Consider the following 13,843-nt stretch of genomic DNA (forward strand, 5'->3'; position numbering starts at 1 on the left):
ACGATGGGAGGACTACACCCACTGGGAATCGGTGGAGGCGGCGGCTTCGTTTCCTGGAACGAGGAGCGCGAGGATGCGGTCCATATCCTCCGGGGATGAGAACACGATTTCGATGCGGCCATGCTTGGCGGTGCCTTTGATGGCCACTTTGGTGTCGAAGTGATTCTCCAGGCTTTGCTGGATGGGTGATCCGGCCCAAGGATTGTTCTTATTGGTTTTCGCCTTCTTGGGCTGCTCCCCCGCCGCCACCTTCATGGCCACGATCTCTTCGGTGCTGCGCACCGACAGTCCTTCGGCGATGATGCGTGTGGCGAGCTTATCCATCTCCTCTACATCAGTCAATCCCAGCAGCGCACGCGCGTGACCGGCGCTGAGCACCCCGGCAGCGACCTTCTTCTGCACCAACACCGGCAGATTCAGCAGACGCAACGTATTGGCGATCTGCGGACGGGATTTGGACACCGACTTCGACAGCTGAGCCTGCGTCAAACCGAATTCGTCGATCATCTGCTGGTATGCCGCGGCCTCTTCCAAAGGATTGAGCGCCACACGATGCAGGTTCTCCAGCAAAGCGTCGCGAAGCATATCGTCATCGGCGGTGGTTTTCACGATGGCCGGAATGGTCTCCAAACCCGCCAGCTGCGACGCCCTCCAACGACGTTCGCCCATAATCAGCTCGTAAGGGCTGTCCATCTTCCCAGCGAAAGGATTGCCGTCGGATTCGGTTTCCCGATCGCCGGATTCCGGCACGGAGGCGACCTGTTCGGCCGGACGGCGACGCACCACAATGGGTTGCAGCACGCCGACTTCGGTGATCGATGCGGCAAGCTCGTTCAAATCGTCCTCATCGAACACCGTTCGTGGCTGGTGAGCGTTGGGGCCGATGTCGGTGAGACGCAATTCCGCCAGATAACCACCTTCGACGGGCTTCAGCTCAGGCTCGGAGGCATCTTTTTCGGCCGCATCCTGTGTTGATGTTTCACGTGAAACATCACTGACGGATGGTTTTTCGTTGGCAGCGGAGGCCTTTTTCGTGGACCGCTTGGTGGATTTCGCACCGGATTTGGATGCCGATGATTCGGTTTCTCCATCAGCCGCGGCCGTGCTCGACGCGGCTGTGGTACCGAAGAACAGATCACTGGGATGAGCCATCTCATCGAGTGCCGGCATCGCGGCGCGTTTGGATCGCGCGGCTTTGACGGATGTCGACTCTTTGGAATCCGTCTGCGCAGATGATTCCGGTTGTTCGACCGCCTTCTTCACGGCAGGTTCGGCGACCACTGGCTCAGCCACGCTCGACTCGGACTTGATCGTCTCGATCGGCGCCGCCGTGGCGTTCGGCGGATTCTCTCCGGGCAATGCCGGGAACAGCGCGCCAAGTCCTTTACCAAGTCGGGATTTCGAAGTCATGCGTTATTCCTCCTCGCATCAATCGCCTCCAAAACGCTCGGGGAACGACGTGCAATTTCCAATGCCGCCTCACCATAGGAGATGGCACCCATACCTTTGGGATCGTAGGTCACCACGCTCTGCGAGAAGCTCGGCGCTTCGGATATCTTCACCGTCCTGGGTATCGTCGCATCAAGCACGATGCTGGGATAATGGCCCTTCACCTCGGCGAATACCTCGCGGCTGAGCAAGGTACGCTTATCGAACATGGTGATCAGCATGGTGGATACCAGCAGGACGGGATTGAAATGCTGCTGCACCAGGCCGATGGTATTGATCAGCTGCCCCAACCCCTCCAAGGCATAGTATTCCGCTTGGATGGGAATCATCATCTCGGTGACCGCGCACATGGCGTTGATCACCAGCAGACCTAAACTGGGCGGGCAGTCGATGAACACATAGTCGTAATGCGTATCGGTGGCGTCAAGATAGACGTCCAAAGCCTCTTTGAGCAGTGTGTTGCGGTTCGGCAGATCGGCCACTTCCAATTCCGCGCCGCTTAGATCGATGGAGGCGGGCACCACATCCAAAGCGGGAAGCTGTGGACAGGTGGTCACCACATCCGCCATGGGAAGACGGCCTTCCAACACCTCATATACCGACGGATTTCCGGAGGCATGGTCGATGCCCAACGCCGTGGAGGCGTTGCCCTGCGGATCCATGTCGATCACCAGCACGCGCGCGCCGTTGTCGGCAAGAGCGGCGGCGACGTTCACCGTTGATGTGGTTTTTCCCACTCCGCCTTTCTGATTGGCGACGGCGATGCGACGGGTGCGGGCCGGACGTGGGAACTTGGTATGCTTCAGCGCGGCATAGCGAGAGGACTCCTCGGCCATCTGCATGCCCACCGACGACGAGTCGCTGTCGAAGATACGCTGCAACGTATCCGACGCTGATTCCATCGGCTTCGACGTATCATGCGAGCCAGTCATCGTACCTCCTTGACCATGGGACTTGTTCCAGTGTTCCTATGCGTATGGACATGCACGTCCATTATCCACAGTTATCCACATGAATGTGGATAACTGTGGATAACTATGCTTATAAGCGTGGAAATCCTGAACTAGCCCCTCTTACAATCGTTGATTTTTCAATGTTTTTTGCTCGGTGGACAACACTGTGCAAAATTGTGGATAAGTTTTTTCAGTGTGATGAAATGTGGATAACTCGCTCATCGCTTGTCCACAAGCACCACATGCGTGGGCTCCAATCCATCCCCGACCGGCGCTTCCACAACCCTGGGACGCAGACCTCCATAGCGTGCAATCTCCTGCGAGGCTTTGGTGAGTTCCGCTTGGGCCGAGCGCCCCTTCAACGCCACCAAACGTCCGAGCGGTTTCAACAGCGGCAATGTCCATCCGGAAAGTTTCGTCATCGGCGCCACCGCACGGCAGGTCACCACATCAAAAGGACGGGCGCGATGCTTGCGGATGTCGGCGATCACCTCTTCGGAACGGGCGCGCACCACGGTCACATTTCGCAGCCCACATTCTTCCACGCATTCCTTCAGCCATTCCACGCGCCGTTCCATAGGTTCGACCAGCGTGAATCCGCATTCGGGAAGACAAGCGGCGGCGACGATGCCGGGGAATCCACCACCACTGCCGATATCGGCCACCGTGGCATTGGATCGACCGGCGGTTGTTTCACGTATGAACGGCACGATGGCGGCCGAATTAAGAATATGCCGCTCCCAGAGAATATCGACATCCCTGGGGCCGATCAGCCCTCGCGGTTCACCTTCGTTGGTAAGTTTCACGTGAAACATCTTCATCGCAGGCAGCGCTTCACCCAACACCTCCTCAAGTATCGGCGAAGCATCAAGTTGATCGGTCATGGATCCCCTTCCGATATTCAGCAAAAGAGGGAGTCAGCGACTCCCTCGATGTTTCACGTGAAACCTCTTACTCGTCGATCGAATCCTCAATCGATTCGTCGACGATGTCATCGGCCACTCCGGAGGAGTCAGCGGAATTCTTGAGGTATACGGTGACATAGCGACGCGGTTCTTCACCGTGGGAACGGGACTTCAATCCCTCATCACGCACCACATCATGCACGACCTTACGCTCGAAGGAATTCATCGGCTTCAGGTCCACCGGCTCCCCCGTCTCCCTCACTTCATCGATGGCATCCAACGCGATGTCACGCAGACGCTGGCGCTTGCGCTTCAGAAAACCGTCAACGTCCACGATCAAATGCGACCGTTCGCCGGTTTTCTGCTGCACGGCAAGGCGGGTGAGTTGCTGCAGCGCATCGACCACTTCGCCGTTGCTGCCGATCAGATGCTTGATGTCGGTATCGTCATCGGCGACGATCTGCACCATCGGACGTCCGTTGCGCACGCCCATCTCAATGTCGCCTTCGTAATCGGCGATATCAAGCAAGCCCTCCAAATAATCCGCGGCGATATCAGCTTCGTCGTTGAGCTGATCGATCGTCCTCTCATCATCTTGAGCCATATCAATACTCCTTTATGCGGCGGTCAAGTCCATAGCATTTCAGTCTAGTCGTGTTCCGGGTCGACAATGCCGACCGTTGTGGAACACATGGTGTTTCACGTGAAACACCATCGCGATCGATGTTCAGTTATATAGTCATGGCCGCCGAAGATTTCGGCGGCCATATCACAGTCATTTCTTCTTGCGCTTGCGCTGGGGCTGCTGACGCTGATAGCCCTGGGTCTGCTTGCGCTCAGCCTCTTCCTTGGCTTTGATCAGCGCTTCCTCTTCGAGCGAGGGCTGACCGGTGCGGGCGCGCTTCTCGTTTTCGCGCTTGTGGTCGCGCACCTTCTTTGCTTCCGCGGCCGGCGAGCCGGGAGTCGGGAAGGCGTAGACCTGCCACATGGAGCGCAGCAAGTTGCAGATGTTGTTGGTCAGCCAGTAGACCAACACGGCGAACGGCATGACGATACCGGAGAAGATGTACATCACGGGGAACACCCACAGCATCATCTTCTGCATGGTCTCGGCCTGCTTATTGCCGGCGTTCGGCGCCATATTGCGCTTCATGTTGTTGTACTGCATGAACCACATGCAGGCGCACATGAGGAACACGAAGATGCCGATGATGATCTTGCCATGCACGGCGGAGCTGTTGAAGGTGTCGGTGACATTCACGCCGAACACAGTGGTCTGCGAGAACTGCTGCGCCGTCTCGACGTCGAAGGCGCCCAATGTGTCACGCTTGCCTTGGGCGATATAGGGAATGGCCGAAAGCGTGTAGAACATACACATGAACACAGGCCCCTGCACCAGCATCGGCAGACACGAGCCGGCCGGATTGGCGTTGTTGTCCTGATAGAGCTTCATCATCTCGCGGCTCATGGCCTCTTTGCTGGCCTGATCCGTCTTGCCTTTGTACTTGTTCTGAATGCGCTGCATCTTCGGCTGGATCGCCTGCATATTGCGCATCGACAACATCTGCTTGTAGTAGATGGGGAAGATGCAGGCGTGCACCACCAGCACCAGGAAGATGATCGACAGCACCCACGAGAAGCCAACCGGATTCATGCCGATGGCCACCAGCAGATTATGGAAGATATCCATAATCTGGGTCATCAGCCACTCGACCGGCGTCAGAATCTTGTACAGCCAGCCCCAAAAGCCGCTATCCAGAAGGAATTGATCTGTATTCATGATGGAATCCTCTACTTATCAACCGGCAACGGCGCCAATCGTGGCTCTTCGTGGGCTTTCGACCAACGGAAACGGTACAACACGGAATATCGTTGGGGAACATCGTCAATGCCACCTCGGCTCCACGGCCTGCATCGCAACACGCGCATCACCGCCAACACGCCGCCTCGCCATGCGCCGTAACGTCGCAACGCTTCGATCGCGTAATTGGAGCAACTGGGGTAATACCGACAACAGGGCATGGCACGGTTGGCCGACCAGTGGCGCTGATACCAACGCACCGCCCGAATCAACCGCTCCGCCGTCGCACTCATCGCGCATCCGCCGTTTTTCTGGAGATGGCGCTGAACGAGGAACGCACCTGCTCATCCAACGATTGGAAGGAAGCGGCGGCGGCCGAAGGTTTGGCCCGCATCACCACATCGCATCGTTCAGGCAGCTCGTTCTCGTATTGACGGGCCAGCACGCGGAAACGACGTTTCACCGCGTTGCGGGCGACCGCATTGCCAACCGATTTGGACACCGCGAGTCCCAGACGCCGTTCCCGCAACGAACTGGAATCGTCGCGCACCAAAAAGTGCACGACGATATCGTTCCGGGATACTTTACGACGCCGTTTGAGTACGGTGACAAAGTCACGATGGCTTTTCAGCCGCTCCACTTGAATGTGCCGAACCGAACGGATCAGGCGGAGAGGGACTTGCGGCCCTTGGCGCGGCGACGGTTGATCACGGCGCGGCCGGAGCGGGTGCGCATGCGCAGGCGGAAGCCGTGCTTCATGTGACGACGACGGTTGTTCGGCTGGAAGGTCCTCTTCATGGTTCTTAGTCTCCTAGGTCATTCAGCCACGCTTACGCGCGGCTCTCACGTGAGTCAAGCTCTACCAAGGTACTCTCACCCCTGCCCTGAAGTCAAAATCCCAGACAGGTCGTTCACATTTCATAAGAGGTCCCTAAAAGGGTATGAGGTGTGGTTTCGTTGGAAAACCGCCCCAATGGGATGAAAAGTTATCCACAAATTACACGAATGTTATTCACATTTGGGCTATTCCAACACGCGCGCCGGTGGATAACTCGAAGAAAAAAGAGTAAACATAGCCTACTGTATTACTTCGTGTTTCATGTTCTGCTTCGAGAGGAAGGGCCACTATGGCAGATCAGCCGAATGACCCCGCCGTCGAAGCGGCGCGCATATGGTCGGATGTTTTGGCGATTATGAAGGCCAAACCTTCGCTCACTCCCCGCCATCGCGGATGGTTGGAGGGAGTGGTCGCGGAAGGCGTGTTCGGACCGACCATCGTGTTGTGCGTCGAGAACAACGCCACGTTATCCGCGTTGCAGGGCGAATTGAACGACCCCTTGCTCAGCGCGTTGAAGCTGGCCACCGGACAAGACATGTTCCCCGCGTTCAAAGTGGCGCCGCCCAAAGTGGAGCCCGAACCCCGGATTGACGCGTCGTTCCCCATCACCACCCCGCCTTCGCTCGACGATATGGGGCACGATCCCTTCGGATCGGCGAAGACCATGCCGGAGCCGACCGTCTCCGTGCCTGAACCGCAACCCCAACCGCGGTATTCGGTGGGGCATAGGGTGGAGCGCGATCCGGAAACCCATCTCAATAAGAACTTCACCTTCGACTCCTTCGTGCCCGGCGACTCCAACCGCTTCGCGAGAACCGTGGCGTTGGCGGTGGCCGAGGGATCGGGGCAGGATTTCAATCCGTTGTGTATCTACGGCGGTTCCGGTTTGGGCAAAACCCATCTGTTGAACGCCATCGGCAACTACGCTCTGGTCAAGGATCCCTCGCTGAAGGTGAGGTACGTCACCAGCGAGGAGTTCACCAACGAATTCATCGAAGCGTTGCAGGACCCCAGCAAGAACCAGGGCCAGATCAACGAGTTCAACCGGCGCTACCGCCAGGTCGACGTGCTGCTGATCGACGATATCCAGTTCCTGGGCAATAAGGAAGCCACGCTCGACCAGTTCTTCCATACCTTCAACGCCTTGCATCAGGCGAACAAGCGCATCGTGATCGCCTCCGACGTGGCGCCGAAGAACCTCAAAGGCTTCGAGGCGCGCCTGATCTCGCGATTCGAATCCGGCCTGACCGTGGACGTCAAGCCGCCGGATCTGGAGACGCGCATCGCGATTCTGCGCATGATTGCTTCGATCAACGGATCGAAGATTCCCAACGACGTGCTCGACCTGATCGCGGAACGCTTCACCGAGAACATCCGCGAACTGGAGGGCGCGCTCACCCGCGTCTCCGCGGTCGCGTCCTTAAGCAACCAGCCCGTCACCCGGCCGCTGGCCGAACAGACGCTACAGGATTTCTTCACCACGGACGTGGAGATCAAGCCCGCCGATATCATCGGGCAGGTCGCCAAATACTTCCATCTCACCTTCGACGATCTGGTCGGGCGCGCGCGTACGAAGAACGTGGCGTTGGCCAGACAGATCGCCATGTATCTTTCGCGCGAGATGACCAGCATGAGCCTGTTCGATATCGGTCAGGTGTTCGGCGGCAAGGACCATACCACGGTGATGCACGCCTATAACCGCGTCAGCACGGATATGCAGGAGAAACCCGAGGTCTATAACTACGTTATGGAGCTCACCATGCGGTTGAAGCAACATTCCGGCGAATAAGCGTTTTTCTTTACTCATCAAAGCCGGTAGAGCAAGATTCACGAAACTCAGAGCGATTGTCGCGTGAGATTCTTCGACTCCACTTCGTTCCGCTCAGAATGACGTTGGTAATGCTATTCGTCATGCTGAGCGGAGCGCAACGAAGTCGAAGCATCTCCCAAGACGACGGAAGAAGGAATATTCCGACAAAAGGAACGCTCCGCTCAGGATGGCGAAAATGGTCGCTCAGAGCGACGGAGAAATCCGTTCGGACACGAAATCTCTTAGAATCCGTCTCACAGACGAAAAACGGGCTTTTTTCGTTTCCTGGATGGATCGTGCTCGACGAGGGCCGTTTCCGCTCCTCGATTTCGCCGCAACACGCCGATGATCCACCCTTCTCGGACTCAAAGTTATCCACATGGTTATTCACAAATGTGGGTAAACTCGGCGGATAACTCGTGGAATACCCTATGAATTAGTGTGGATAACCCGTGCATGACTCCGCTTCGAATGTGGATAACTCAAAATCGAGCAAAGGGCTGTGGATAACTCGGCTACTTATCCACATTTTATACAGGAGTTATCCACATTATGTGAGTTACCGTGAAGCGTTGCAAACAGCCGCGCTCAGCCACTTATCCACACTATCCACAGCCCTTATTGTTGTGACTACTTACCGTACTTAGAAGTTCATCATCATCGCAACAACAGCCCGACCAACAAGCGTTCCCGACTTGCCCAGCCCATGGCTAGAATGTTCACAGCACCATCGAAGCGAAACGAGGCACCATGAAAGTCGAAATCGATTCCGCGGCACTGGCCGAAGCCGTGGCCTGGACCACCCGCGTCATCGGCTCCCGTCCGTCGAATCCGATCCTCGCGGGCATCCGCATCGAAGCCGCCGACGGCACCCTGCGTCTGAGCGCCTTCAACTATGAGATCTCCGCCCGCGACCACATCGAGGCCGGCATCGACGAGGCCGGCTCCGTGCTCGTGCAGGGCAAACTGCTCGCCGACATCACCAAGTCGCTGGCCGGCGAGAAGACCTATCTCGAAACCTCCGACGCCACGCTGACCATCAGCTCCGGCAAGTCGACGTTCACGCTGCAGCTCATGCCCGATACGGAGTATCCGGATCTGCCGGCCGTTCCGGACAAGCTCGGCCAGGTCGACGCCCCCACGTTCATGCAGGCCATCGCCCAGGCCTCCGTCGCCGTCTCGCGCGAGGAGAACCGCCCGGTGCTCACCGGCGTGCGCGTGGAATTCCAGGGCGACAAGGTCGTGATGACCTCCACCGACCGTTTCCGCCTGTCCCGCGCCAGCTTCTCGTGGACCCCCCAGAGCATCGACACGACCACCACCACGCTGGTGCGCGGTTCCCTGCTGCGCGACATCGCCCGTTCGCTCAACGAACACCAGAACGTGGTCATCGACTTCGATGCGGAGAACCCCTCGCTGCTCGGTTTCGAAAACGCGGGCCGCGTCTCCACCTCGCAGCTGATCGACGGCGAATTCCCCGCGGTCGACCGTCTGTTCGCCGACGAGTACCCGATCCACGCCATCATCGACAAGCAGTCGCTGATCGGCGCGATCAAGCGCGTGGCTTTGGTCGCCGAACGCGACGCCCCTATCCGCATGGTCTTCTCCGGCCAGGAGCTCACCCTGTCGGCGGGCGCGGTCGACGAGGCCCAGGCCACCGAAACGCTGGACATCGACATGGACGGCGACGACATCACCGTGGCCTTCAACCCCTCCTATCTGGTCGAGGGCCTGAACGCGATCACCGAGCCCTTCGTGCGCATGAAGATGACCACCGCGGTCAAGCCCGTCGAATTCAACGGACAGCAGGAAGCCGATTCCGAGGAATCCATGGACTACCGCTATCTGCTGGTGCCGATGCGCTTCAACAGCTGAACCCATGCACATCTCCCGTCTCGCCCTTGACCGCTTCCGCTCCTGGCACCAGTGCGTACTGGACCTGGACCCCGGAGTGAACGTGTTGCAAGGGCGGAACGGATTGGGAAAAACGAATATCGTCGAAGCGGTGGAGGTGCTGTCCACCGGCGGCAGCCACCGCGCCTCATCCTCCCTGCCGCTGATCGAGCGGGGGCAGACCAGCGCGGTGGTCCGCGCGAACGTCGAGGACGGGGCCCGCACCACCACCTACGAGATCACCATCGCCTCGCGCGGCGCGAACCGCGGACGGGTCAACGGCGGCGCCAGCGTGTATATGCGCGACATCGTCGGACGCGTTCCATGCGTCACCTTCACACCGGAGGACCAGCGCATGGTGGCGGGGGATCCGGCCACCCGCCGTGGTTTTCTCGACCAGGCCGGCGTGCTGCTGTCGCCCGGATACGCGGCCCTGACGCAGACCTTCTCGAAAATCGGACGACAGCGGGCCACCCTGCTCAAGCAGTTGGGTGACCGCAACGCCTCCGGACCGGACGGTGTGGGCGCGACCATGCGCGACGCGGCGCTTTCCGGATTGGAGATCTGGACCGGACAGTTCATCGAAGCCGGCGTGGAACTGACCAAACGCCGTCAATCGGTGGTGGAACGTCTGGCCGGGCCCTTCGCGCGCATCTACGCCGAACTGGCCGGCGACACCGAACAGGCCGCCCTGCGCTACGACCCATCCTTCGACGAAGTGCTGGCCTTCGACGAGCCCGGCCCCCATATATCCCAGCATTTCCAGCGCATCTACCCCGGCGAGGTGGCGCGGGGCGTGAACCTGATCGGGCCCCAGCGTGACGATCTTGCGTTGGAGCTCAACGGCATGGCCGCCCGCGAATACGCCTCCAACGGCGAGATGTGGACCATGGCGTTGGCGTTGAAAATGGCGTTGTTCGAAACCGTGGCGCAGGACACCGACGTCACGCCGATCGTCATCCTCGACGATGTGTTCGCCCAACTCGACGAATATCGGCGCAACCAGATCATGGAATTCGCGGCCGGGCAGCCGCAGGTGCTGATCACCGTGGCCGCGGCCGGCGATATGCCCGAGCTGCCCGGCGCCAATGTGATCGACGTGGCGTCGCTGGTCGGCGGCGATGCGGACGAGACGGCGGTCGCTGAGGATTCCGGTCGGGTCGCTGATGACGCCGACGCCCGCGCCCGCGAAGTTCGGTCCGCCGGGGCCGGAGTCGAACGGTCCGACGAACGGTCCGCCGGGGCGGAAGTCGAACGGTCCGTCATCGAACGGTCCGGCGAAGGGCGGGCGGCGTGATGAAACCGCCGGTGGTGAGAAGCCTGCATCTCGACGAACACAAACTCCCCGCGCAGGTGTTCGAGCGGCTGGTCAAACGCGGCGACCTGCTGCGCGACCGCAAACGCCGACGTGAGGAGGCTTGGGAGAATTTCGGCAAGGCCGGGCGCGATCCCAAAGGATTGGGCGCCGTGCTCACGCAGATCTCGGGAGACCCCACCTGGAACACGAATCTGATGGTCGCCAGACTGCGCAACCATTGGGACCAAGTGGTCGGCGAGGACATCGCCCGGCATTCGCATGTCGCCAGCTTCGTCGACGGCGTGCTCGTCATCCGCGCCGAAACCGGCGTATGGGCCACCCAACTGACCTATCTCATCCCGCAGCTCACCGACACCGTGCGCGAACGGCTCGCCGGACTCGAGGTGCGCGAAATCAAAGTCACCGGGCCGGCGAGCATGCAGTTCAAGCGGCGGTGGGTGCGCTAAGCCGTCGGCGGAATCCGACCGCGCCGCCCGCACCACTCCGCATCATCCCGACCATCGCGCGATTGAATGGACGTCGCAAATCGGCCGAAAAGGGTTTGTATACAAGGCTTACGATGAAAACGGGCCTGTAATGGCAACGTCCCCACGGACGAGTAGAATATCACGCAGTATGGGTAAAACGCTCTGAGGGCCGATTTTGTGCGTTCTGGGGCGAGATGCCTTGGTGATAACCCTTCATACGAAGGCAGGAAGGACAACCTGTGGCGGATTCGCAGGAACAAGCGGCAAGCAAAGAAGACGAACTGAACGCTGCCACCGAACACATCAACACCATGGAGCTCAAAGAGGGGGAACTCGACGAGTCCATGACTCCCGAACACTACGACGCCTCCGATCTGCGCGTGCTCGAAGGCCTTGAGGCCGTGCGCATCCGACCGGGCATGTACATCGGATCCACCGGCCCGCGCGGCCTGCACCATCTGGTGTACGAGATCGTCGACAACTCCGTCGACGAGGCGCTGGCCGGATACGCCAGCCATATCGAGGTGTCGATTCTGCCCGACAACGGCATCCGCGTGGTCGACGACGGCCGCGGCATCCCCGTCGACGAGGTGCCCGGCGAAGGCATCTCCGGCGTGGAGACCGTGATGACGAAGCTGCACGCCGGCGGCAAGTTCGGCGGCGGCGGATATGCGGTGTCCGGCGGTCTGCACGGCGTGGGCATCTCCGTGGTGAACGCCCTCTCCACCCGCGTGGACATCGAGGTGCGCCGCCAGGGCTTCCACTGGACGCAGACCTACATCGACCAGAAGCCCACCGCCCGTCTGAAGAAGGGCGAGCCGATGGCCGAGGGCGAGTCCACCGGCACCACCGTGACCTTCTGGGCCGATCCGAAGATCTTCGAAACCACCGTCTACGACTTCGAGACGCTGCGTTCGCGCTTCCAGCAGATGGCCTTCCTCAACAAGGGCCTGAAGCTCAGCCTCACCGACGAACGCCAGGCCGACCAGGCCGGCGACGAGGTGACCGGCGACGGCGAGAACGTCATCGAGGAACTGCACCAGTCCGTGACCTACCAGTACATGAACGGCATCCAGGATTACGTGGACTATCTGGTCAAGTCGCGCAAATCCAATCCGGTGGAGGCCGAGGTCATCAGCTTCGAGGCCGAGGACCTGAAGCTCGGCATCTCCGCGGAGATCGCCATGCAGTGGACCACCGCCTACTCCGAGGCCGTGCACACCTTCGCGAACACCATCTCCACCACCGAAGGCGGCACCCACGAGGAGGGCTTCCGCGCGGCGCTCACCTCGCTGGTCAACCGCTACGCCCGCGAGAAGGGCATCCTCAAGGAGAAGGACGAGAACCTCTCCGGCGACGACGTGCGCGAAGGCCTGACCGCCGTGGTGTCCGTCAAGCTCACCACCCCGCAGTTCGAAGGCCAGACCAAGACCAAGCTCGGCAACTCCGAGGCGAAGACCTTCGTGCAGCGCGTGATGACCGACAAGCTCGGCGACTGGTTCGACGCCCACCCCGGCGAGGCGAAGAACATCATCCAGAAGGCCATCGAGGCCTCTCGCGCGCGACTGGCCGCCAAAAAGGCGCGCGAGAACACGCGCCGCAAGTCGATCTTCGAATCCGCCGGCATGCCCGACAAGCTCAAGGACTGCCAGTCGAGCAATCCGGAGGAGTGCGAGCTGTTCATCGTGGAGGGCGATTCCGCAGGCGGCTCCGCCATCCAGGGCCGCAACCCGATCACCCAGGCCATCCTGCCGCTGCGAGGAAAGATCCTCAACACCGAGCGCGCGAGCCTGGACCGCATGATGAAGTCCGACACCATCGAATCGCTGATCACCGCGGTCGGCGGCGGCTATGGCGAGGACTTCGACATCTCCAAGGTGCGCTACCACAAGGTCATCATCATGGCCGACGCCGACGTGGACGGCGCCCATATCGCCACGCTGAACCTGACCCTGTTCTTCCGCTACATGCGGCCGATGATCACCGCCGGCTACGTGTACGTGGCCATGCCGCCGCTCTATCGACTCAAGTGGACCAAGGGAGCGCACGACTTCGTCTACACCGACAAGGAGCGCGACCGCGTGCTCGCCGAAGGCAAGGCCGCCGGCCGCCAGCTGCCCAAGGGCGAAGGCATCCAGCGCTACAAGGGTCTGGGCGAGATGAGCTACCAGGAGCTGTGGGAGACGACCATGGATCCCGAACGCCGCATCCTGAAGCAGATCCACATCGAGGACGCGGCCGCGGCCGACGAGACCTTCTCCATGCTGATGGGCGACGAAGTGGAGCCGCGCCGCCTGTTCATCCAACGCAACGCCCATGACGCGAGGTTCATTGATGCGTGATCGCAATCTTTCCTTCGGAAAGATATAAGCGATCACGCGCGAGTCGGCCGAAGAGGGAGTCCAGTGG

Annotated in this window: 13 protein-coding genes; 5 read left to right on the plus strand and 8 right to left on the minus strand. The window is 59.9% G+C overall.

Annotated features, from left to right (window positions below):
* Positions 1-12: 12 nt before the first annotated feature.
* The 8 genes from BL8807_RS04005 to rpmH form a co-directional block, all read right to left on the minus strand.
* Positions 13-1,410 (minus strand): ParB/RepB/Spo0J family partition protein, encoded by a 1,398-nt coding sequence (locus BL8807_RS04005; protein ID WP_072724448.1) that lies wholly within the window; start codon positions 1,408-1,410, stop codon positions 13-15.
* Positions 1,407-2,351 carry a ParA family protein gene (locus BL8807_RS04010; RefSeq protein ID WP_072724506.1) on the minus strand — a complete coding sequence of 315 codons (945 nt, stop codon included), beginning with the start codon at positions 2,349-2,351 and terminating at the stop codon, positions 1,407-1,409. Before BL8807_RS04010 ends, BL8807_RS04005 begins: the two co-directional genes overlap by 4 nt.
* Positions 2,352-2,620: 269 nt before the next feature.
* Positions 2,621-3,286, minus strand: a complete 666-nt coding sequence (gene rsmG / locus BL8807_RS04015; protein WP_072724446.1) for a 16S rRNA (guanine(527)-N(7))-methyltransferase RsmG — start codon at positions 3,284-3,286, stop codon at positions 2,621-2,623.
* Positions 3,287-3,353: 67 nt separating this feature from the next.
* The gene (locus BL8807_RS04020; protein WP_072724444.1) at positions 3,354-3,911 is read right to left on the minus strand and encodes a Jag family protein; all 558 of its coding nucleotides are present in this window, start codon (positions 3,909-3,911) and stop codon (positions 3,354-3,356) included.
* 171 nt (positions 3,912-4,082) lie between these two features.
* The gene (gene yidC, locus BL8807_RS04025; RefSeq protein ID WP_072724442.1) at positions 4,083-5,087 is read right to left on the minus strand and encodes a membrane protein insertase YidC; all 1,005 of its coding nucleotides are present in this window, start codon (positions 5,085-5,087) and stop codon (positions 4,083-4,085) included.
* Positions 5,088-5,098: 11 nt separating this feature from the next.
* The gene (gene yidD, locus BL8807_RS04030) at positions 5,099-5,401 is read right to left on the minus strand and encodes a membrane protein insertion efficiency factor YidD (RefSeq protein WP_072724439.1); all 303 of its coding nucleotides are present in this window, start codon (positions 5,399-5,401) and stop codon (positions 5,099-5,101) included.
* On the minus strand, positions 5,398-5,748 hold the full coding sequence (gene rnpA, locus BL8807_RS04035) for a ribonuclease P protein component (RefSeq protein WP_072724438.1): 351 nt from the start codon (positions 5,746-5,748) through the stop codon (positions 5,398-5,400). Before rnpA ends, yidD begins: the two co-directional genes overlap by 4 nt.
* A gap of 23 nt (positions 5,749-5,771) precedes the next feature.
* Positions 5,772-5,906 carry a 50S ribosomal protein L34 gene (gene rpmH, locus BL8807_RS04040; protein ID WP_007054596.1) on the minus strand — a complete coding sequence of 45 codons (135 nt, stop codon included), beginning with the start codon at positions 5,904-5,906 and terminating at the stop codon, positions 5,772-5,774.
* 329 nt (positions 5,907-6,235) lie between these two features.
* Between rpmH and dnaA the strand changes: the two genes are divergently transcribed.
* The 5 genes from dnaA to gyrB all read left to right on the plus strand — a co-directional run bounded on the left by dnaA (position 6,236) and on the right by gyrB (position 13,776).
* A complete protein-coding gene (dnaA, locus tag BL8807_RS04045) occupies positions 6,236-7,735 on the plus strand; it encodes a chromosomal replication initiator protein DnaA (RefSeq protein WP_072724436.1) in 1,500 nt (499 codons plus the stop codon).
* Between the two features lie 771 nt (positions 7,736-8,506).
* Positions 8,507-9,631, plus strand: coding sequence for a DNA polymerase III subunit beta (gene dnaN, locus BL8807_RS04050; RefSeq protein WP_072724434.1), 1,125 nt, complete (start codon positions 8,507-8,509; stop codon positions 9,629-9,631).
* Positions 9,632-9,635: 4 nt separating this feature from the next.
* Positions 9,636-10,946 carry a DNA replication/repair protein RecF gene (gene recF / locus BL8807_RS04055; RefSeq protein WP_072724433.1) on the plus strand — a complete coding sequence of 437 codons (1,311 nt, stop codon included), beginning with the start codon at positions 9,636-9,638 and terminating at the stop codon, positions 10,944-10,946.
* On the plus strand, positions 10,946-11,413 hold the full coding sequence (locus BL8807_RS04060) for a DciA family protein (RefSeq protein ID WP_072724431.1): 468 nt from the start codon (positions 10,946-10,948) through the stop codon (positions 11,411-11,413). Before recF ends, BL8807_RS04060 begins: the two co-directional genes overlap by 1 nt.
* Positions 11,414-11,745: 332 nt before the next feature.
* The gene (gene gyrB / locus BL8807_RS04065; RefSeq protein ID WP_094637536.1) at positions 11,746-13,776 is read left to right on the plus strand and encodes a DNA topoisomerase (ATP-hydrolyzing) subunit B; all 2,031 of its coding nucleotides are present in this window, start codon (positions 11,746-11,748) and stop codon (positions 13,774-13,776) included.
* Positions 13,777-13,843: the final 67 nt, after the last annotated feature.

The organism is Bifidobacterium lemurum, assembly GCF_014898175.1.
GTDB classification, from domain to species: Bacteria; Actinomycetota; Actinomycetes; order Actinomycetales; family Bifidobacteriaceae; genus Bifidobacterium; species Bifidobacterium lemurum.

What these genes read in the sequence shown, in the direction of transcription:
- BL8807_RS04005 (WP_072724448.1), bottom strand. Translation starts at nt 1,410, where the DNA reads ATGACTTCGAAATCCCGACTTGGTAAAGGACTTGGCGCGCTGTTCCCG.
- dnaN (WP_072724434.1), top strand. Translation starts at nt 8,507, where the DNA reads ATGAAAGTCGAAATCGATTCCGCGGCACTGGCCGAAGCCGTGGCCTGG.
- BL8807_RS04020 (WP_072724444.1), bottom strand. Translation starts at nt 3,911, where the DNA reads ATGGCTCAAGATGATGAGAGGACGATCGATCAGCTCAACGACGAAGCT.
- rpmH (WP_007054596.1), bottom strand. Translation starts at nt 5,906, where the DNA reads ATGAAGAGGACCTTCCAGCCGAACAACCGTCGTCGTCACATGAAGCAC.
- BL8807_RS04010 (WP_072724506.1), bottom strand. Translation starts at nt 2,351, where the DNA reads ATGGAATCAGCGTCGGATACGTTGCAGCGTATCTTCGACAGCGACTCG.
- dnaA (WP_072724436.1), top strand. Translation starts at nt 6,236, where the DNA reads ATGGCAGATCAGCCGAATGACCCCGCCGTCGAAGCGGCGCGCATATGG.
- rsmG (WP_072724446.1), bottom strand. Translation starts at nt 3,286, where the DNA reads ATGACCGATCAACTTGATGCTTCGCCGATACTTGAGGAGGTGTTGGGT.
- recF (WP_072724433.1), top strand. Translation starts at nt 9,636, where the DNA reads ATGCACATCTCCCGTCTCGCCCTTGACCGCTTCCGCTCCTGGCACCAG.
- gyrB (WP_094637536.1), top strand. Translation starts at nt 11,746, where the DNA reads ATGGAGCTCAAAGAGGGGGAACTCGACGAGTCCATGACTCCCGAACAC.
- BL8807_RS04060 (WP_072724431.1), top strand. Translation starts at nt 10,946, where the DNA reads ATGAAACCGCCGGTGGTGAGAAGCCTGCATCTCGACGAACACAAACTC.
- yidD (WP_072724439.1), bottom strand. Translation starts at nt 5,401, where the DNA reads ATGAGTGCGACGGCGGAGCGGTTGATTCGGGCGGTGCGTTGGTATCAG.
- yidC (WP_072724442.1), bottom strand. Translation starts at nt 5,087, where the DNA reads ATGAATACAGATCAATTCCTTCTGGATAGCGGCTTTTGGGGCTGGCTG.